The sequence below is a fragment of the Longicatena sp. 210702-DFI.1.196 genome (assembly GCF_020563125.1).
GTDB lineage: Bacteria > Bacillota_I > Bacilli_A > Erysipelotrichales > Erysipelotrichaceae > Longicatena > Longicatena caecimuris.
In genome coordinates this window covers 22,293-40,911 of sequence record NZ_JAJCPX010000021.1, presented here as the reverse complement: position 1 = coordinate 40,911, position 18,619 = coordinate 22,293, and the positions used below count along the sequence as shown (strand labels likewise).

Below are 18,619 nucleotides of genomic sequence, written 5' to 3'. Positions count from 1 at the left end.
TTCCTTTAGAAAATAACAAGACCGACGTGATACGCAATCGTTGCCATAATCAAGGCTGTAAGGACATAATAGAGCGCAATTCGCACAGTCCATTTCATAGAGTGTGTTTCCTGGGTTGTTGCGGTCAAGGCCATCAGGCAAGGCATATTGAAGAAAAACGCGAACAGGAAAGCAAGAGCTTCCGGTCTGGATATGACGGACAGCATACTTGTACTAAGTGCCGCCGTGTCTACGGTAGCGGACTGCTCAATAGCCGCCCAAATACTTCCCGTGTTAAACAGGGAAGCCATAACGCCAAGAGAAGCCTCCTTGCCCATAGCGGAAGCGACAAAAGCGATAAACAGTTGCCACGGTAAACCAAACAGGCTTGTCACAGGTTCAATAAAGGTTCCTACCTTGTAAATGATACTGTTCGCCACATTTCCGTCCGCCGAGTAAGAAAGCAGCCAGAAGATCACGGAAATGCAAATAATAATACGGAGTGCGCGGCTAAGTACATTTCCCATTTTGCTGAAAACGGAACCAAACAGGCTTTTCCAATGAGGCTTATGGTAAGGCGGCAATTCCATAATTAAGCCGGTGCGCCCCTCTACCTTGTTCAAAGACCGGCCAAACACCTTATAAGTGATAAAGATGTGCAAAAACGCCACGGCAAACAACGCCAGAACTACGACAGCAGCCCCGTTTCCGAAGAACGTACCGCTGACAAGTCCAACTACGCCCCAGGTAGAAGCGCAGGGGACTACCCAGGACAGGGCAATCGTCATAACACGCTGTCCCCATGAATCAATGACCCTTGTTCCAGTGATTCCGCCGATATTGCATCCGAAACTGACGAGGAAAGGCATAATTGCTTTGCCCTGTAATCCCAGCTTTGTCATAGTATCATCGAATACATAGGAGATTCGCGCCATATAGCCGACATCTTCCATCAGGCCAAAGACAAGGCTGATTCCGAACACATAGCTTGCCATTTGCAGAGCGAAAGAAACAGCGGTCAAAATGGCGTTGCAGAGCAGCGATACAAGGAATGGCGCTGCGCCTATATCCAGCAGCCAGTTAGCCAGAGGGACGGAAATTGCACTGATAAGCCCGCTGAAAAGCCCCATCAGCGGGAAGCCAATCACCATAGAGCAGATCAGACCTAAAACGATCATGCCAATGGCAATAGGCTTTCCCCAGCGTTTGCTTGTGGCCGCCTTATCAAACCGGCTCCGCAGCAGCTTGTTCTTCTTGCTGGTCACGTTCTCATTTACAAGTTTGTCAATCCACTGGAATTTGCAATCACCTGTCAAAAGGTTTCCGTCCTTTACATCGGACAGCTTCTTTTCAATCGCGGTATAAGTGCCTGCATCAACGGTTTCTTTCACAAGAGAACGCGCCAATTTGTCCTGTTCTATCAGCTTTGCAGTCAACCATGTGGACGAATAGATGCCGATTCCGTCCGCAGGAAGCAGCGCCTTGATCTCGTCAAACGCGGCCCCGATTGTATTCTGATAAATCTGCGCCAAGCGCTTTTCGTCTAAAGTCGAAGCATTTTTATCAATGCTTTCTAACATACGGAAAAATGTGCCATACTGTTTTTTATCGGCAGCAACCAGCGGCACAACAGGGATGCCCAGGGATTTAGCGATTCCATTGGTGTCAATCTGCTTCCCCTGCGATTTTGCCACATCCATCATATTCAGCAGGAGAACCACGGGAACGCGAATCCCGGTATAATCAGCCAGCATGAAAAGGCTGCGGTTGAGCTGGGAGGCGTCAGCCAATATGCAAACAACATCTGCCTGCCCACTGGCTATGTAATTCCGTGTAACAACTTCTTCATCCGAATTTGCAGACAGGCTATAAGTTCCCGGAAGATCAATGATTTTATAGGTGGTATCTTTGTGAACGAAAGAACCATCCTTGCGCTCCACTGTTTTTCCGGGCCAGTTCCCGACGTGCTGACGGGAACCAGTCAGGCCATTAAACAAGGTTGATTTGCCGGAGTTCGGCTGGCCTAAAAGGGCAATCGTTTTTTCACTCATTGTTTTGTCACCTCCACCATGATTTTGTCAGATTCCGTTTTGTTGATGGCAACCATCGTGTCCCTTGCGTACACCAAAACGGGCCGCTTTTTCGGATTTTGAATCACTTCAAAAGGGCAGCCAATCGTAAGGCCGATGGAGGTCACGCGGCTTTGAAAATGCGCGTCCCCGTTGATTGCAACAACCCTTCCGCAGGAGCCATCACTCAATTCATTTAATTTTTTCATTTCTTAAATTCCTCCAATTCTTTTCTGTCAGCCCATAATAAAAATCCGTACCCCGATTAAAATTAAAATCACACCGCCTAATATTCCGGCCCGGTTTCCTAACCGATTTCCGAAAAAGTGTCCAATCCATACGCCGACAAATGCAATTAAGAATGTTGTGGTTCCTATCAGTGTTGCCGAGGGGATAATTTTTACATTTAAGGCTGACAGCGTTATGCCGACAGCAAAAGCGTCAATACTTGTAGCAATCGCAGTCGGAACCATAACAGTAAAACCCAATGCTCCGTTTGTTTCTTTACATTCACCTTTTAGATTTTCTCGAATCATGTTGATACCGATTATGCACAGAAGAAACAGTGCAACATATTTGGAAACCGCTTCAATGTACTGGCGAATTGTTCCGCCGCAGATATATCCCAGCGTAGGCATAAGCGCCTGGAATCCACCAAAATATAGCCCTACCAAGCCCTGTTTTTACTGGGTGCATTTTGGTATTCAAACCTTTGCATACTGAAACCGCGAAAGCGTCCATTGATAGACCGACAGCAACCAGTAATAGGTCAAGTAGCCCCATCGGTATCACCTCCTTTACCGGCTCCTGTTTATGCCCCCTTTACAATCCATTCTCTTGCTTTCTGCTGTTCCTGCACCATTTCGTAGTAATGGCCTTTCTTTCTTAACAGTTCTTCATGCGTTCCCGTTTCTTCAATCCGTCCCTGATTCAGCACAATAATCTGATCTGCGTTCTGAATAGTGTTCAGACGGTGGGCAATCACGAAAACGGTTTTCCCTTTCATCAGGCGGTCTAACGCCTGATTGATCTTTGCTTCATTGTCAGCGTCCAGAGAAGCCGTTGATTCATCCAAAAGCAGGATAGGCGCGTCCTTTAAGATTGCCCTTGCAATAGCAATCCGCTGTTTTTCACCGCCAGACAGGGTGTTGCCGCCCTCGGCAAGATGGGTCTGATAGCCATTAGGCAGTCTTTCGATAAATTCATGACAATGGGCCGCCTTTGCCGCCGCAATCACTTCCTGTTCGGTAGCATCTTCACGGCCAGCTTTGATATTGTTGTAAATCGTATCGGACAGCAAAGTATTTTCCTGGAATACCTCACTGATATAGTGCAAAAGTCCGTCAGGATTTAGCTCCCGTATGTCCTGCCCACCAATGCGGACGCAGCCTTTTGTCACATCCCAAAACCGGGCGATCAGATTAGCAACCGTAGATTTGCCGGAGCCGGACGGCCCGATCAGCGCCGTAGTGCTTCCCTCCGGGGCATGAAAACTGATATTGTGTAAAACATCGGCCTGCTGGTTATAGGAGAAGTCCACGTTTTCAAAGGTAATATCAAAGTGCGAGAGCTTTACCTTTTCTTCTTTGTAGGATAGCGGCTTTGTGTCAAATGCCTGTTCCAGATTAGAAGTGGCAAGTTTCAGTTCTTTCAGCAGGTTATACGAATGTTCAAACGCAATCAGCAGCGCAGAAAGCGCAAGGCTCATAAGCATAAACGCCACAAGCAGTTCAGAAGCAATCGTACCGCCAAGGAACAGATAGCTTCCAATCAGCAGGACAAACGGCAAAAGGAAATTTGCAATGATAGAATACATACTTGTGGGGGCGGCGGTTTTTACTTCCGCCTGTACGCTGGTTTTCCGTATGTCCTCCAACGTATCAGACATTCTTGTGAAGTGCGTACTTGTCATATTTGCAGACTTGAACACTTTCATGCCCTTGATGTATTCCAGAACAATAGAGATCATTTTAGAAGTCAGATCACGCTTGATCGTTCCGTACTTCTCTACAAGCCGGTTGCCCCAATTCAAAACCGGCAACGCGATCAGAATTACCACGCACTCGGCCAACGCCAGTTTCCAGTTGATAAAAAAGGTTCCAACCAAGATCAGGCAGCCCATGACCAATGTTTTGACGATAGAGGGCAGCGTATGGGTCAATACAAGTTCAAAATTGCTTAAATCCTTTGTCAGTGTACTAAGCAGATACCCGCTGCTGTTTTGATTAAAATAGCCAAGGCTTAGAGAACGGTAATGGTTTGCCAAATCCAAGCGTAGGCCGCTGCACATTTCGGCCCCTCTGGAAAAGCAGAGAAAATAGCCGCTGCGGTAAATAATCAGCCGGAGAATTATACTGATAAGGCATACAATGGTATAGTTTCGTACAAGCCCACCTGTCAGAGAACCGTTCAGGAGATGAATTACGGTAAAATACAGCATAAGGTACATGACAAGGCTTCCGATGGCGTCCAGTGACATAAGGAAAACAGGAAATATCAACTGCTTTCGTTTGTCACCAATCAATTTCTGAATACTGCGTAACATAGTCTTTTCACTCCTCCCCGATAGTTTCTCTTGTATAGGTGTCCCACATATGGCTGTATGTACTTCCGCTGGCGATCAGTTCATCATGCGTTCCCTGTTCGACAACTTTTCCATCCTGAAAGACAAAAATTTTATCCGCATTGCGGATGGTATGAAGCCTGTGGGCAATCATAATCGTGGTCTTTCCTCGCAGGAGGTTTTGGAGTGCAAGCTGTATTTTGTGTTCGTTCTCAATGTCTGAATAGGAAGTTGCCTCGTCGAAAACAACGATAGGCGCGTCTTTCAAAATGGCCCGCGCAATCGAAATCCGCTGCTGCTGGCCGCCGGATAATTTCACTCCCTCGTCGCCTATTCTCGTTGCGTATCCTTTCGGCAGGCTCATAATGAAATCGTCAATCTGCGCCGCCTTTGCCGCCTGGCGTACCTGTTCCTCGGTAGCATCTGTTCCCATACGGATATTTTCAAGAAGCGTGTCCTCCAAAAGAAATACATCCTGGAATACAAACGCGGTTAAGTCAGAAAGATTTTCGGTTTGAAGTTCTGTAACCGGGACGCCGCCAATCTTGATTGTCCCGCTGCTCACGTCCCAATAGCGGCCAAGGAGCTGTACCGCCGTCGTCTTGCCAGCACCGGACGGGCCGACAAAAGCATTTAAGCTGCCCGGTTCCAAATGAATATCAACGTCGGACAACGCATCCTTTCCGCCTTGTGTGTAGTTAAAGGTCACATTGTCAAAGTCAATACCATAACAGCCGGTTTTGGAAAGGGTTTGCTGTCCGCTTTTCATGGTTTCCATATCCATGATCTTCTTCACATTATCAAGGCCGCTGCCCAGCTCCATAGACTGCATAGCAATCGTCACCATGTTCAGGAAAGACGTGAAAAAGCACATAGTCAGCAGAATAAAGAGAAGATACGATGCCGCAGACAGCGAATCACGCAGATACAGCCAACCGCCCACCGGCAGCGTGAACAGAATGGCAGAATCCAAAACCACAAGAGCGATAGACAGCGGATTGCAGGACGATTCACACATCTTAATCCAACAGTCTGTATATATCTTCAAGGAATTTCGGTACTGCTCAAATTTTTCGGCTGTAAGGTGATACATTTTGATAACCGGCATAGCGGTGATAAATTCATTTGCGGAAGCGTTCAGCTTTTCCGTATCGCCTGCAAACTCGTCCGTCAAATCCGGGTAGCGCCCCATGAGGGCCATCGGAATTGCAATCCCCAAGATCATAGGAACCAGCATGATAAGCGCCATAATCCAGTTCAGCCGCAGCATGAAAATGAACATCATCAGAGGAACGACGATTGCCTGGGCCAGTTCCAAAGTGCTGTGGGCCAGAAAGGTTTCAATCCTGTCCACATCATCAAACAAGGTTGTTTTGATCTGTCCGGGCGCGTGTTCCTGAAAGAATCCAAGGTTGAATTTGGACATATGCTCCAATACTCTGACCTTGATTCTGTGCATGGTGTTGAAAGCCGCCGTATGAGAGCAGATACCGGCAAAGGATGTCAGGATTGCCTGTAAGACTGCTGCGGCAATGCCGATTCCGGCCCAACCAAGCATTGCGGGAAGCGTCACCTCCTGCTTGATTATCAGAAGCAGGATTTGGTAGACTACCAAATACGGGACGAAAGACAGGGCCGACGAAAAGACCGCCAGCAGCATCCCAAGGCTTAACTTGCCGCGCTCCTCTTTCGCAAGAGTAAAAACGTATGATAATCCGGTTCGTTTTTGTTCCATCGAAACGATACCCCTTTCTTTGAAATGTGCCAGTTAGATTTTGCTAACCTGACACAATCTACTTTACCCGCACGAAGTGGAAATTTCAATAGCCACCCCGCTTTACTGTTTGCATTTTGAAAAACGCTGAAAGTGCTGATATTTCTATGGTTTTCAGCGTTTTTGTTTCATATATTTTATAAAATCGTGACCGATAAATATTGGATTGTCACCTTTTTTTAAAGTGGCGCGCAGAAAGCCGGTATGATATACTATCAAGTAGAGAAAGGAGGCGGCGGTACAATGGTTCCATCTGTAATTGACTATTTGTTACAGCTCCCCGAAGCCATGCACTTTGCAAGGGTGCAGGAGCTTTGCGGCGACGGTGTTTTTTTCTACCGTATGCTTTCCGAATACGGAAACGGCACGTTCCAACTGATCGAGTTTGAGGACGATCTTCTTTTGATTTTGATTGGTGACTATACGCCCAAGGACACCTTTGAAAAGATCACTGAAATTTCAGAGGACTATATGGAGATCAGCCAGTTTGAAACGGACAGCAGTTCTTTCAAGATTGGTGGACGGAAAAAGAATCAGGTGGATAAGGGGATTTATTGCTATCTAAACACACAGAAGAAAACTTACACCTATTGCGAGGGCGGGAAGCCTGTTCGTTTTACGAAAGTGATCCTATCGCCCAAATACTTCAATACTTATTTTCGGCTGCATGACAGGAACAACGCCGAACTTCTCAACTCTGCAAGGGATTACATTCTCAAAAACCCCAGCCTGCCGGAACTCAACTTTGTGTTCCAGCAGATACGGGATTGTCAGGCAGAGGGGCATACGCTGAAAATCTATCTGGAAAGCAAAGTAATGGAGCTTCTTTCTCTTGTTGTGAAAGGCATGGAGCAGGAACAAAAACATATTTCTGTAAAGCTGGATTATAAGGACATCCGCAATTTAAGAAAAACGGTAACGGTGATGAAAAATGATCTGGCCGCATACCCGACAGGGGAAGAACTTGCCCAGATAGCGGGTATGAGTACAGCCCGGTATCAACTGGCATTTCGGAAGTATTATGGGACAACGCCGTATGAATATCTCAAGGAATTGCGGTTAAACCAGGCGCTGATTTTGCTAAAAAATTCTGATTATGGAATTGCTACGATTGCGGCTAAAGTCGGGTATCACAATTCCGGCCACTTTGCAAAATTGTTCAAGAAAGCCTATGGCCTCGGCCCCAGGGAATACAGGAATCTTCATGGAATTAAGTAAAGATCATCAGGCCCCGGCCACGCTGCCGGGGCTTTGCTATGTCCAAACAGCCCGCCAACCTACGCATTTAGAGCCTGAAAACGACTGAAATTTCAAGGCTTTTCCGGCGTGGTTGCTGGGGCGGCGGTATTCTTTATCCCGTTGCCGCCGTATTGGGGTTCTAAATGCATAGAAACAAGCCATAATAAAGACGCCGGATGCAACGGCCAGCGGGCCGCCGTGTCCGGCGTCTGTCTATTCTTCATTTATGGGCTTTGCACTTTCCGCCATTTTTATGATTTCTTCATCCGCAAACGCATAGGGGCTATATTCCAGGATATAGCTCACCTCCGGCGAATATGTCCAGCACAGGTAGGATAGTTCCCCTCTTTCATAAAGGGCAGCGTCCCAATCCTGAATTTTCATTTTCTGGCAGGAATCGGCCCGGTCAGGATTAACGATTCGTTTGATTGCCTCTGTGTTTAGTCCCGTTATTTCCGCAGGATCGGCTTCATAATAGGTGGTTTTGAGTATGTAATAGTTGATCTCATTGCCCTCCTCGTCTCCATATTTGAGGGTGGCAACTAATTCCGTCATGGATTGCTTCTTGTACTCATCTCCTAAAGCGTTTTCAATCCGTCCCAACATTTCCTCCGGGTTCTCTGCTGGATTTGGTGATTTGCCTCTTATCACGATAAATACAAAGACCAGAATACAGACCACGACAGCACCGGCTAATCCGATTATTTTCTTTTTGTTCATACCACGCCTCCCTGTTTTGTGTGTTCAGAACACCAACTCGTTTATGATGGATGATGTGCCCCTTGCCGCTCCCATGACGCACAAGTTTTATAATCACCATCTTCCTGACAACACAAACATTCTACTACAAAACATTCAATTAGTACAGGCACAGGGACTAAATTTCCAACGTACCGCCATATAATAATTAGTACAGTGACAGGGATTGGTGGTGATGCGGATGCAGCTAAATGAAGCCGTGAGTAAACGACTGACAGAACTTCTTTCAGAACGGAACATGACACAGTACCAGCTTTTTATGAAAAGCGGGGTTCCGAAATCAACCATAGGGAACGTTATCAACTGTTCGTATGAATCCGTGAAGCTACGGATCATCCATGAAATGTGCCAGGGACTGGGCATTACCCTGTGCGACTTCTTCCAGTCGCCGCTATTTGACGATTACCATCTTGATCCATAAACTCCGATACAACCGTTTGGGATGTACCGGAGTTTTTTTGTTGGAGAAATGTATTGCAGAAGATATGGTTTCTTCGTTTTTAACGAACACAGCCATTTTACTTTTTCCAATTTTCCAAATTAGTTGAAGATTATTTCTGACAAAACAATTTCCTCTGCCTGCGCTTTCAGCGTGTTCATCAGCCCCACCCAGCGCAGGGGGGGCACGGGCTTTCAGTTCCTCGGTGATGCCCGCCGCCTCCATCATCCGGGGCAGCATGGCTTCCATCCGTTCCCGCGCCGCCCGGTCAATCTCTAACAGGTGTGGATACAGTTTCTCGCTCATCAGCAGATGGTTGTAGAGAATGGGGCGATGTTCCTTTAGGTAGGATTTTCGCATTCTGCCGTACTTGCCGATAGAAGTTTCCGGCTGTTCAGAAAGTTTTAGGTTGGGTATATCATAATCTCCACAACGAATGTAAGTCAACTTACTCATATTCATTCTCCTTTGCTTCGTGATGATTAGACTGCTGCGCTGGCTGCTATGCTGCCTTTGCGCGGTTCTTCTTTTGGTAGCTGACCGATAGTAGAAAAAACACCTTTTTTCATATCCTCAGCCCGGATCAGGGCTTTCTTAGCGTCCATTTCCGCTTTTTTCTTCGCCTTGATTTTGTCCTCATACAGTTTCTGTGCGCCGCTGGCTTTCCGCTTCAAATAGTTCTGATGGAGCCTGTCCTTGCGTTCTTCTTTTTTCCGCAATTCTTCCTGTTCCTCCGGGGTTAAAGGAACTGGCTGTAAGGATGGTGGAATATAGCGCCCTAAAAAATTGAAGTAGATTTCAATTTCCTGCGTGGTGTCCTGGCTGCCTTTTCGGGCGCGTTCGTGGACAAGGATTTTCTCTATAAACTCGTTGAGCATGGTGTTTGTCAGAGTGTCAAAATTCTCATACTTATCAATTAGGGCTATAAATTTCTCTGCGGATTTCTGGCTCTGCTCATAGCCGGTAACAGCCTTTTCCAGCTCTGCAATTTCAATCTCAAGTGCATCCTGCTCTTTGGCATACTGTGCATCAAGCGCCTTATATCGTGCATCCGGCAGCTTGCCGAGGGCATTGTCCTCATAGATTTTGCAAATCAGTTTTTCCAGTTCTCCGGCTCTCTTTTGGGCAGCAGCCAGACGCCTGCGCTTTTTCGATATATCGGCACTCTGTTGAGCAACCTGCATCTCCTGAACAGTGTGAATAAATTCCGTCCGGTCATTTCTCGAATATTCAGCGATAGCCCGGAGCGTGTCGGAAACCAATGTCAGGACAGCACTCTCATTGATACGGTGTTGTGTAGGGCATAGTGTCCCACACGGAACTTTGGTATAATTGGAACAGGTATATTGAGAAACCCGCTTGCCATTGTTGGTGCGGTGGACATACATCTTGCCGCCGCAATCGGCACAATAGAGCAAGCCTGTGAGGGGAGCCGCTTCGCCCCAGCCGTTTGGATAGCGCCGTACATTGCTGCGGATTTTCTGCGCCAAATCAAAGGTCTGCTGGTCGATAATGGCTTCATGAGTATTCTCAAAGATCGTCCATTCGTCCTCAGAAACATAGTGGCTTTTCTTGTCCTTAAAGTGCTTGCGGGTCTTGAAATTGATGGTATGCCCTAAATACTCTCGTTTTTTCAAAATGTTCACGATGGTAGATGATCCCCATCCATGTGGGTCTTTGACCGGCTTTGAACGGTTCACACCCTCGTTGAAGCGGGCAAGGTGTACGACAGGAATTTCAATCCGGTCTGTGGATAATTTGCAGGCGATCTGGTAAGGCCCATATCCCTCCAGCGTGAGGGAGAATATACGGCGTACCACTTCGGCAGCTTCCTCATCTACCAGCCAATGCTCCCGTTTTTCGTCCCATAAGTAGCCGTAAATCACAGTGCCGGTCAGGTGCTTGCCACTCATGCCTTTTGACTTAAACACAGAGCGGATTTTCCGGCTGGTATCACGGGCGTAAAATTCATTCATAATGTTGCGGAACGGGGTAAAATCGTCATCGCCTTTCAGACTGTCCACACCGTCGTTGATGGCAATCAGACGAACGCCTCGCTGCCGCAAAATCTCCATAACTTGACCGACCTTCAGATAGTCGCGTCCTAACCGGCTCATGTCCTTGATGACGATTGCCTCTACACGCCCTGCCTCCACTTCTTCCATAATTGCCAAAAATCCGGGGCGGTCAAAACGGGTGCCTGAGATACCATCATCGGTAAAGTGCGTAGGGTTGGGCAGCCCGTTCCGGCGGGCAAAATCCTCTAACATCTGTTTTTGGTTGGATATGGAGTTGCTCTCGCCCTGTAACTCATCGTCCCGGCTCAGGCGCTCGTACAGTGGGGTGATTTTTTCGTTTCTCATAGCTGTACCTCCTGAAACAAAAATGCTCTAAGTGATTGCTTCACTAACCATGACAAAATCATGATTAAGAAGTCACTTAGAGCATATATCACCGGCTGCCAGCTTATATTTCTTATACTGCCGCACTGCGAAGTGGTTTGGCTTTTCCGATTCCAGTGCATCAAACATCAGGTCTACGGGATTTTTGAACTCCTCGTCATCCTCCCGGACTTCCATGGCGTTGATGAACTCGATGAGGGTGGAGAAGTTTTGCTCCTCCACCGGAGCTTCATAGTGGATATAGCCAATAAGCGCGCAGTACAACAAGGTTTCTGCTTTTACCCAGAAATCGTCTCCGGCCTTGCCTTCGCCTTTGGTATTGGCGATCAGCGTTGTTACCAGCTTCAAGATGTCCTTTTCGCTATGGATATAGGCGAAAGGGTTATAGTGCATGGACTTCTTGAAGTTGATTGTATTTAGGACCTTGATTCGGTACGGCTCATAAATGACCTTGCCGTGCTTATCCCTCATGGGCTTTCCGTCTTTCCCCAGCTTGGGCGCGCCCCGCTGGAGCATTTTTCCGCACTCCACAAGAATTGTTCCTTTCGGGTCCGTCACAACATAGGAACTGTGCATCTGCATCAGGTTGGGTTTCAGCCAGAATCGGGTCTTACCGGAACCGGAGCCGCCGATGACCAGCACATTTTTGTTTCTGGCAGTCTTGGGGTCTTTCGGGCGGCTGTTCATGGTCAGGCTCTCGGTTTTCGTCAGAATCACATTGTTCTGGAATACCGGGTCCACATAAGGGGCAATGTCCTCGTGGGTTCCCCATCGGGCAGAACCATACTCCATGCCGTGGCGGTATTTCTTTGCATTTTTGCTTTTCAGATACACCGCCAGCCGCAGACCAGCGCCACAGCACAGGCCCACCAGTAAATCCAGCGGGTGCAGGCTGGGCCACCAGCTTGCCAGCGCCACCGGCAAGACAGAAATCAGGGAGAGCGCCTTTTGGGAAGCGTCCGCGCCCTGCACCATGCGCCATGCCTCCCCGAAGTTGGTGGCAAACAAGCCCATCAGGAGATACGGCAGGTTCAAAATCAGGAGCTTTTTGATGTCAAGCTGCTTTTTCATCGTTCCAGCTCCTTTCGCTTGGTGCGGTCCACCACGGCATTTTTGACCAGCTCTTTGAACTGGTTCAGCTTTGCCAGCACAGACGGACGCTCTGTTTTCTCTGCTTTTTTGACCTTTTTGCCGGTGTACTCGGTAAAGGCTGCTGTCAGCGCATCCGCATCACGACCTTTGAAAAAGATCAGGTACTTGGGTGGGGAGCTGCTGCGGTCCTTCTTCACCGCATAGTCCACGCCGTATTTCCGGGCGATCTTCTCAAACTCCTTGATGGAGGGGTCGGTGATCTCGATGTTGGAAACGCCCTGATTCTGGCCGATCAGCTGCTTCACCGTCTGCTTGCCGTGGGGAATCACGGGGGTATCCCGGCTTTTCTGCTTTTGCAGCTTCTTTTCCTTGCGGTGGGCAAGGTACTTGGTGATGGCGGCTTTCATCAACCGCCCGGTAAACTTTGTTCCGCTGACTACCAGCGTCAAAGTCCTGTTTTCCACTTCCTCCTGCATAGGTCATCGCCTCCTTTCCACGGATTTTGCAGGGGTGGCACTTGATACTAAGGCGGGACCACCAACCGCCGCAGCAGGTATTTCAGCATGGCAGGCTCCTTTCAGCGCAGCTGGTCGGAGCGGTCATAGTACAGATGGCCCTGGCGCACTTTGGCATGGCTGAGAATCTTGATGTGGCCCTTTTCCTGGTTCTCCAGGCTTTTCTGGTATCCGGCCTCCGTCAGAAATAGGCGGGTCCGTTCACCTTTCCAGCCCACCGGGGAATCGTCGGTCAGCACATCGAAGATAATCATGTGCCGGGTGTCATCGGCAAACCGCTCCAAATCCATGTACTCATGGCCGTGGTAGTTCTGCGCCCCGGCTTTGAGGCGCATTTCCTCCATCAGCTGGCCCACGGTCTTACGCTCAGGCATGGCGTGCGCCTCCTTTCCCGCGTCCCTGCCCCTTCACGGTCAGGATACCGTCCAGGGTGGTGGCGGTGATCCGCAGGCGCTCGGCGGTGGCAATGTCATTCTTCACGGTCTCGTCGATGCCGTGGCCGCAGACCACCAGCACATGGGACCGGCGCAGGTAGTCCCGCGCCATATCCAGCCCGTCCTTGTGTTCCTGGGGAATCTCGTCCTTGAGGAAGGTAGGCAGGAACAGCACCGGGCAGATGGGCGAATACCCAGCGTCGTACACCTGACGACAGTAGGCCGCAGCGCTCTCGGCGTTCTCATACTGGCTGTTGCTCCAGGGAGCCGTAATGTAGGCAAGAGGTCGTTTCATGGCAAAATCCTTTCTCCCGGTGTTTTCGGGTAGCAGAAAAGCGGCTGTTTACCAGCCGCCTGCGTACATATCGTGGTTGACTTGTGCGGTGTAGTGGTTGCTGATCGTGGTCGGCGCATTAAACAGCACCGCAAGCAGATACTGCTTCATGTTGCGGATTTCGGTGGTATTGTTCCGCAGGCATTCCATGACAAACTCGATGTGGGAGCAATCCAGCTTCAAAAAACGGGAGCGGACCACCTCATGGGGGAAGTCGCTGCCAGCGATCCGGGTGGTTTTCCGCTTGGCGCAGACGGTCTCCACCATCAGCTCCACAATCTCGTCCAGGTCCTCCCGGTAGGTGGTAAACTCCCGGCACAGGTGGTCATACTCGATGTTCTCCAGAATCAAATCCCGATAACTTTCCATCTCTGAGACAGACATCGCATCCCTTCCTTTCCGTTCCGGCAGCTGTGCTGCCGCTGGCTCCCGGAAGGGAATAGAATCGGTACTTGATCCATAAGTAATTGTTTTTTCTGTATTTGATTTCTCTATATTTAATTCTGTGGGCTTTTCCGTATCCGGTTTTACCATATCCGGGTTTTCCGTATCTGGTGAAGCCGTATCCGGCTGGGGCGTATCCGGGTTCTTCGGCTGTGGTTGCTCGTAGATAACATACTCGGTATCGCTGATCCGACCCTGCCGGTCTCGCAGCTGATGGCGGACAATGTACCCGGCAGTTTCCAGCTCCCGCAGCGCGCCGCCGATAGCGTCCACGCCCTCTTTGCAGATGGCGGCAAGCCCTCTGGTGGTATAGTTCCAGTCCTCCGGTAAGGACAGCATCATGGAAAGCAGCCCCTTGGCTTTCAGGGACAGTTTCCCGTTGCGTAAATGGTGATTGCTCATCACGGTATAATCTCTGGTTCGTTCAATGCGAAATACGGCCATTGACCTCACTCCTTCCAAATTTCTCAGGGTATGAAAAAAGCCACAATCCTGTAAAAAGAATTGTGGCAGTTAGCTGTTTTGTTCACTTTTTCTGCGCCGGTAGGGGCGCTTGGGAATGGGCGGTCTGTCCAACAGGTCATTTCCCTGAGAGAATGGCAGAGTTTGCAGAACACGGTCAATCTCTATAAATTCCATACCATGCTGGGAATGGCAATCCTCCCGGATTGCTTCCCGGATTTCCTTTACAGTACACATTTCAATCCTTTCCTTTCGCAGTAATGATTTGTTTATGAGTGGCGGCGGTGTTTTCCCGGTTTGAAATCGAGGATATGTCCCTCAATCACACGAGCGTAACGCTTGATCTTGATCTCCCGACGCTGCTGGCTTTGCAGGGCGGCCTGATACCCGTCCTCAGTCAAAAACAGTCGTATTTCCTCTCCGGGGCTACCGTAAGCTGTGCTGGGACGCAGGACGGAAAACTCAATCATCCAGCGGGTGTTATCCTGAAAACGCTCCACGGCAAGAATGTTGTGTCCTTTCAGCTCGCGGGCTGAAATATCCCTCATAGGCGGCTCCTTTCATCGTTCCTGATCTCTCTGGCGTTTTTTCTGCCACTGTTCCAGCAGCTTGATAATAGTTTCCTGCATCCGCTGGGGCGTATAACTTTTAGGGAAATACTTCCGCAAGGTGTCAGAGGTAAATGTCACTCGGTCCAGATCGCTTTTCTTTTCCTCACCCATGATGACACGCATCATATCGAGGGTCAGATGCCCCTCCTGACTGTATTTCTTGAGCCGCTGGGCTTGAGAAAGAGAAGGGGTAGCCTGTTCGCTGTCCATCGCGTCCAGCAGGTCTACCTGTTCTTCCTTTTTGAGAAAGGACAGCTCATAGGCAGGGTTCAGGGCAATCTTCTTTTCATCCACCATATCCATCAATTCAGGAATTAACTCTGTCAGACGGATATAGCGCTGAATTTGATTTCGACTTTGCCCCACCTGTTCAGCAAGCAACTGGTCTGATCGCTTTTGTGTCCCAACTTGGGACACATTTTCTTTACTCGGTCTGCCAGCCTGTCTTTTCATGGCATCCAGCTTCATCTTGTAGGCAAAGGCTCTTTCACTTGGGAGCAAGCTTTCTCGCTGCAAGTTGCTGTCAACCATAATGATCGTGGCGGCATCATCATCCAAATTCCGAACAATGACCGGCATGGTCTCCTTGCCTGCCAGCTCACTGGCTCTGCGCCGCCTGTGTCCGGCTACCAGCTCATAACCGCCCTCTGGGTCCGGTCGAGCAATCGCCGGAACCAGAACGCCATACTGCTTGATACTGTCAGCGGTCTCCATCATGGCTTCGTCATCCTTGACTTTGAATGGGTGGTTCCTAAAGGGATGCAGCTCAGACAGCGGAATCTCCTGAATCTTTTCCAGCTTTGCATCCTGACGGCCTTCTTCGGTGGAGAACAGATCATCTACCGAGGCCAGCTCTATTTTTTTCGCGCTGCTTTTCAAGTTTCAACACCTCCTTCGTCAGATTTCGATACCCCTCTGCCACTTTGCCGCCAGGGTCGTGGGCGAAAATACTTTTTCCCTCTGCACTGATTTCCTTTGCCCGGACAGAGTGCGGAATCTCTGTGCCGAATACTTTGATCTTGCTGCCATAGGTCTCCCGCAGGAGCGCGGAGATCTCTTTGGCAAAGTTGGTTCGGCTGTCCACCATCGTCAGCAGGATACCGTCTATCTGGAGCTTGGGGTTGATCTGCCGCTTTACCTTGTTTACCGTGGAGAGCAGCTGTTCCAGCCCTTTGGCGGGCAGATACTCCGCCTGAACGGGAATGATGATCCTGTTCGCAGCGGCCAGCGCATTGACTGTGAGCATGCCCAGGGAGGGCTGGCAGTCGATGAGGATATGGGAGTATTGCCCCTTCAGCGTGTCCAGATATTGCCGCAAGATAGTCTCACGGCTCATGGCGTTTACCAGGGATACCTCCATACCGGATAACTGGATGTCCGCAGGCATCAGGTCTACACCCTCTGGGTGGTGCAGGATACCCTCGCCGGGACGAAGCGGCTCATCCATCAGGATACGCCCCATAGCGTCTGACAACGTAAAGGGCAGCTTGTCCGGCTGGGGATGGCCCAGGCTGATTGTCAGGCTCCCTTGCGGGTCCCCGTCGATCAGCAGGACTTTCTTTCCGGCCTGCGCCAGCCCGATTCCCAAGTTGGCACAGGTCGTTGTCTTGCCAACGCCGCCTTTCTGGTTGGCAATGGCAATGATTTGCGTGTTCATTAACTTCACCTCATTTCTAATTGTTGCTGTTGCTTCTGGAAATAGAAAAAGCCGCCACTCCAAAATAAAAAGTGAAGTGACGGCTCTTTCTATCGCCGGAATACGAGTTCCTGAAATGAAAAAAGCACCCAGTCATTTATGATCTGTGTGCTACATCAAATTCATATTCAATTATTCAAATTAGCTCAAACTATGCCAAACTGCCACAGCCAAAAAACGAGGGGAAGGAGGGCTGAAAAGCACCCCCAAAATCGGCTCTCGGTTAACCACTTTGGGAACCACTTACCCCTCTTTTCGCCCTCTTTTTGGCCAGTTAACCACTTGCGGACCACTAAAAATTGGGTGAAAACGGCTCTCGTTTGGTCAAATGAGGTCAAACCATATCAGCCCGTTTAGATATAGCAAAAGCCCGGAAAACCTTGATTTTCCGGGCTTTTTGAACCATTTTGATATAGTCTGAGCAGTCGATTATCGCTTGCTGAACTGCGGAGCGCGACGAGCTGCTTTGAGGCCGTATTCAAATCCTCTGAATGGCGATTTCCCTTGATTTTTCAAGGTTTTTCAGGGTATTCCACTAAAATTGCCCCACCCTTTAATCATAAAAATGGGGGCACTCTAAGCACCCACGGGCGCGGAAAATGCGGCATTTACAACGCTCAAAAGGTGTTCGGGCTTATTATACTTCACCTGCGCATAGATGTCCATAGTTGTCTTGCTGTTTTCATGCCCCGCAAGATACTGAACTGTCTTTGGATCAACGCCAGCATACAAAAGATTGGTAATGTAGGTATGCCGTAGCTGATGTGGTGTAACGTCAAAATCCAGACTATACACAAGTTTAGGATTGTTCTTCTGATGACCGCCAGGAATCGGCGTAACCTTGCATTTAATGCTTTGCCCATTTACATATTTGTAATAGGTGCGCTCCTTTGTAGACCGAACAACTACATACTGCCATAGCCTCTTAAACTGCGAATCGGCCAGCGGTTGCCCTTTGCTGTCTGCAATCACATATTCGGATATGGATGTTGCTTTTACTTGCCTCAGACAATCTGCCAGACACTTTGGAATAGGAATGTCCCTCTGTGCCGCCTTCGTTTTCAATGTTGTCGAAATCACCGGCCTGTTGTGTTCCGTGCGCCATGCTCTCCTTACAGAAATATATGGCGTAGGTACATCCAGAAACACGCAATCCCACTGCAACGCAAGAATTTCTTCCCGCCGCAGGCCAGAATAAAGACCGATCATAATAAATACATACGGTGGCAGCTCTCGGACGGTTTCCAGAAGCAGCTTCACCTGTTCATCTGTCAAAGCATTTTTCTTTTTCCCCGGTTTACCTCCCTTTGCCGATATTCCCACACAAGGGTTATAGTCAAGGAGTTGGTTACGCTCCGCCGAATAAAACACACACTTCAAAAGCATATTGACCGTGCTGTATAACCCTGCTGATTTTTGGGATAATGGTATGAGTGCCAACCGAATATCGTCTGCTGTCACTTCTGACAAATACATATCTCCCAGAGGTTTCACAATATAGTTGTTCATATTCTGGGTATAGCCTTTCAAAGTGCTTGAAGATACCTTGGCTGACTGCATGAGCAGCCACTTCTCACAATACTCAGCAACTGTCGGATGTTTTCTGCGGAAAACTGCCTCCTCTACTTGGCGTCGAGCTTCCAACTCTTTTTCATAAAGCTCCTCGCTCGTTTCAGCGTATAAGTCTACTCTCTTACCGTCTGCGTCTGTAATCCGCGTCCTATAATACTGGATTCCTCTCCTCATAACAGTTCCATACTGAGGAATACTCACTTTTTTCTTAGCCATGCTTTCAGTTCCTTTCCTA

At 48.9% G+C, this 18,619-nt stretch carries 18 protein-coding genes and 2 pseudogenes; 2 read left to right on the top strand and 18 right to left on the bottom strand.

The window, feature by feature from the left end; all coding sequences use genetic code 11:
- Positions 1-5: 5 nt before the first annotated feature.
- The 5 genes from feoB to LI241_RS09825 all read right to left on the bottom strand — a co-directional run bounded on the left by feoB (position 6) and on the right by LI241_RS09825 (position 6,346).
- Positions 6-2,030, bottom strand: a complete 2,025-nt coding sequence (gene feoB / locus LI241_RS09845; RefSeq protein ID WP_147571858.1) for a ferrous iron transport protein B — start codon at positions 2,028-2,030, stop codon at positions 6-8.
- Entirely contained in the window at positions 2,027-2,257 is a 231-nt protein-coding gene (locus LI241_RS09840) for a FeoA family protein (protein ID WP_054325777.1), read from the bottom strand. Before LI241_RS09840 ends, feoB begins: the two co-directional genes overlap by 4 nt.
- A 27-nt stretch (positions 2,258-2,284) precedes the next feature.
- Positions 2,285-2,686 (bottom strand): manganese efflux pump MntP family protein, encoded by a 402-nt coding sequence (locus LI241_RS09835; RefSeq protein WP_238134961.1) that lies wholly within the window; start codon positions 2,684-2,686, stop codon positions 2,285-2,287.
- Between the two features lie 173 nt (positions 2,687-2,859).
- On the bottom strand, positions 2,860-4,593 hold the full coding sequence (locus tag LI241_RS09830; protein WP_147571859.1) for an ABC transporter ATP-binding protein: 1,734 nt from the start codon (positions 4,591-4,593) through the stop codon (positions 2,860-2,862).
- A 7-nt stretch (positions 4,594-4,600) separates the two neighbouring features.
- Positions 4,601-6,346, bottom strand: a complete 1,746-nt coding sequence (locus tag LI241_RS09825; RefSeq protein WP_069432551.1) for an ABC transporter ATP-binding protein — start codon at positions 6,344-6,346, stop codon at positions 4,601-4,603.
- A 282-nt stretch (positions 6,347-6,628) separates the two neighbouring features.
- Here LI241_RS09825 and LI241_RS09820 point away from each other — a divergent pair, with 282 nt between their 5' ends.
- Positions 6,629-7,603: an AraC family transcriptional regulator gene (locus tag LI241_RS09820; protein WP_069432550.1), complete on the top strand. Its 975-nt coding sequence runs from the start codon at positions 6,629-6,631 to the stop codon at positions 7,601-7,603.
- Between the two features lie 234 nt (positions 7,604-7,837).
- Here the strand turns inward: LI241_RS09820 and LI241_RS09815 are convergent, their stop codons facing one another.
- Positions 7,838-8,344, bottom strand: a complete 507-nt coding sequence (locus tag LI241_RS09815; RefSeq protein ID WP_069432549.1) for a DUF4367 domain-containing protein — start codon at positions 8,342-8,344, stop codon at positions 7,838-7,840.
- A 214-nt stretch (positions 8,345-8,558) separates the two neighbouring features.
- Between LI241_RS09815 and LI241_RS09810 the strand changes: the two genes are divergently transcribed.
- Positions 8,559-8,804, top strand: coding sequence for a helix-turn-helix domain-containing protein (locus tag LI241_RS09810; protein ID WP_238134956.1), 246 nt, complete (start codon positions 8,559-8,561; stop codon positions 8,802-8,804).
- A 119-nt stretch (positions 8,805-8,923) separates the two neighbouring features.
- On the opposite strand, the pseudogene LI241_RS09805 reads toward LI241_RS09810, so the two are convergent.
- From LI241_RS09805 to LI241_RS09750, 12 genes and pseudogenes are all read right to left on the bottom strand, one after another.
- A pseudogene (locus LI241_RS09805) lies at positions 8,924-9,278 on the bottom strand (TnpV protein).
- Between the two features lie 26 nt (positions 9,279-9,304).
- Positions 9,305-11,185: a DUF4368 domain-containing protein gene (locus LI241_RS09800; RefSeq protein ID WP_227151170.1), complete on the bottom strand. Its 1,881-nt coding sequence runs from the start codon at positions 11,183-11,185 to the stop codon at positions 9,305-9,307.
- A 90-nt stretch (positions 11,186-11,275) separates the two neighbouring features.
- Positions 11,276-12,295, bottom strand: a pseudogene (locus LI241_RS09795) (type IV secretory system conjugative DNA transfer family protein); the annotation flags it as partial.
- On the bottom strand, positions 12,292-12,792 hold the full coding sequence (locus tag LI241_RS09790) for a PcfB family protein (RefSeq protein ID WP_015527910.1): 501 nt from the start codon (positions 12,790-12,792) through the stop codon (positions 12,292-12,294). The gene LI241_RS09790 and the pseudogene LI241_RS09795, both read right to left, overlap by 4 nt.
- 101 nt (positions 12,793-12,893) lie before the next feature.
- Positions 12,894-13,205: a DUF5720 family protein gene (locus LI241_RS09785; protein ID WP_015527911.1), complete on the bottom strand. Its 312-nt coding sequence runs from the start codon at positions 13,203-13,205 to the stop codon at positions 12,894-12,896.
- Entirely contained in the window at positions 13,198-13,560 is a 363-nt protein-coding gene (locus LI241_RS09780) for a hypothetical protein (RefSeq protein WP_015527912.1), read from the bottom strand. The genes LI241_RS09785 and LI241_RS09780 overlap by 8 nt, the downstream gene beginning before the upstream one ends.
- A 48-nt stretch (positions 13,561-13,608) precedes the next feature.
- Positions 13,609-14,487 carry a DUF6017 domain-containing protein gene (locus LI241_RS09775; RefSeq protein WP_064786260.1) on the bottom strand — a complete coding sequence of 293 codons (879 nt, stop codon included), beginning with the start codon at positions 14,485-14,487 and terminating at the stop codon, positions 13,609-13,611.
- A 69-nt stretch (positions 14,488-14,556) separates the two neighbouring features.
- Complete coding sequence (locus LI241_RS09770; RefSeq protein ID WP_055224629.1) at positions 14,557-14,742, bottom strand: hypothetical protein; 186 nt, start codon at positions 14,740-14,742, stop codon at positions 14,557-14,559.
- Between the two features lie 32 nt (positions 14,743-14,774).
- Positions 14,775-15,053: a DUF5720 family protein gene (locus LI241_RS09765; protein WP_003525137.1), complete on the bottom strand. Its 279-nt coding sequence runs from the start codon at positions 15,051-15,053 to the stop codon at positions 14,775-14,777.
- A 12-nt stretch (positions 15,054-15,065) separates the two neighbouring features.
- Positions 15,066-15,995 (bottom strand): ParB/RepB/Spo0J family partition protein, encoded by a 930-nt coding sequence (locus LI241_RS09760; protein ID WP_227151169.1) that lies wholly within the window; start codon positions 15,993-15,995, stop codon positions 15,066-15,068.
- Positions 15,952-16,773 carry a ParA family protein gene (locus tag LI241_RS09755; RefSeq protein ID WP_097770162.1) on the bottom strand — a complete coding sequence of 274 codons (822 nt, stop codon included), beginning with the start codon at positions 16,771-16,773 and terminating at the stop codon, positions 15,952-15,954. Before LI241_RS09755 ends, LI241_RS09760 begins: the two co-directional genes overlap by 44 nt.
- A gap of 615 nt (positions 16,774-17,388) precedes the next feature.
- Complete coding sequence (locus LI241_RS09750) at positions 17,389-18,600, bottom strand: site-specific integrase (protein WP_022298832.1); 1,212 nt, start codon at positions 18,598-18,600, stop codon at positions 17,389-17,391.
- Positions 18,601-18,619 lie beyond the last annotated feature (19 nt).

What these genes read in the sequence shown, in the direction of transcription:
- feoB (WP_147571858.1), bottom strand. Translation starts at nt 2,030, where the DNA reads ATGAGTGAAAAAACGATTGCCCTTTTAGGCCAGCCGAACTCCGGCAAA.
- LI241_RS09840 (WP_054325777.1), bottom strand. Translation starts at nt 2,257, where the DNA reads ATGAAAAAATTAAATGAATTGAGTGATGGCTCCTGCGGAAGGGTTGTT.
- LI241_RS09835 (WP_238134961.1), bottom strand. Translation starts at nt 2,686, where the DNA reads ATGCCTACGCTGGGATATATCTGCGGCGGAACAATTCGCCAGTACATT.
- LI241_RS09830 (WP_147571859.1), bottom strand. Translation starts at nt 4,593, where the DNA reads ATGTTACGCAGTATTCAGAAATTGATTGGTGACAAACGAAAGCAGTTG.
- LI241_RS09825 (WP_069432551.1), bottom strand. Translation starts at nt 6,346, where the DNA reads ATGGAACAAAAACGAACCGGATTATCATACGTTTTTACTCTTGCGAAA.
- LI241_RS09820 (WP_069432550.1), top strand. Translation starts at nt 6,629, where the DNA reads ATGGTTCCATCTGTAATTGACTATTTGTTACAGCTCCCCGAAGCCATG.
- LI241_RS09815 (WP_069432549.1), bottom strand. Translation starts at nt 8,344, where the DNA reads ATGAACAAAAAGAAAATAATCGGATTAGCCGGTGCTGTCGTGGTCTGT.
- LI241_RS09810 (WP_238134956.1), top strand. Translation starts at nt 8,559, where the DNA reads ATGCGGATGCAGCTAAATGAAGCCGTGAGTAAACGACTGACAGAACTT.
- LI241_RS09800 (WP_227151170.1), bottom strand. Translation starts at nt 11,185, where the DNA reads ATGAGAAACGAAAAAATCACCCCACTGTACGAGCGCCTGAGCCGGGAC.
- LI241_RS09790 (WP_015527910.1), bottom strand. Translation starts at nt 12,792, where the DNA reads ATGCAGGAGGAAGTGGAAAACAGGACTTTGACGCTGGTAGTCAGCGGA.
- LI241_RS09785 (WP_015527911.1), bottom strand. Translation starts at nt 13,205, where the DNA reads ATGCCTGAGCGTAAGACCGTGGGCCAGCTGATGGAGGAAATGCGCCTC.
- LI241_RS09780 (WP_015527912.1), bottom strand. Translation starts at nt 13,560, where the DNA reads ATGAAACGACCTCTTGCCTACATTACGGCTCCCTGGAGCAACAGCCAG.
- LI241_RS09775 (WP_064786260.1), bottom strand. Translation starts at nt 14,487, where the DNA reads ATGGCCGTATTTCGCATTGAACGAACCAGAGATTATACCGTGATGAGC.
- LI241_RS09770 (WP_055224629.1), bottom strand. Translation starts at nt 14,742, where the DNA reads ATGTGTACTGTAAAGGAAATCCGGGAAGCAATCCGGGAGGATTGCCAT.
- LI241_RS09765 (WP_003525137.1), bottom strand. Translation starts at nt 15,053, where the DNA reads ATGAGGGATATTTCAGCCCGCGAGCTGAAAGGACACAACATTCTTGCC.
- LI241_RS09755 (WP_097770162.1), bottom strand. Translation starts at nt 16,773, where the DNA reads ATGAACACGCAAATCATTGCCATTGCCAACCAGAAAGGCGGCGTTGGC.
- LI241_RS09750 (WP_022298832.1), bottom strand. Translation starts at nt 18,600, where the DNA reads ATGGCTAAGAAAAAAGTGAGTATTCCTCAGTATGGAACTGTTATGAGG.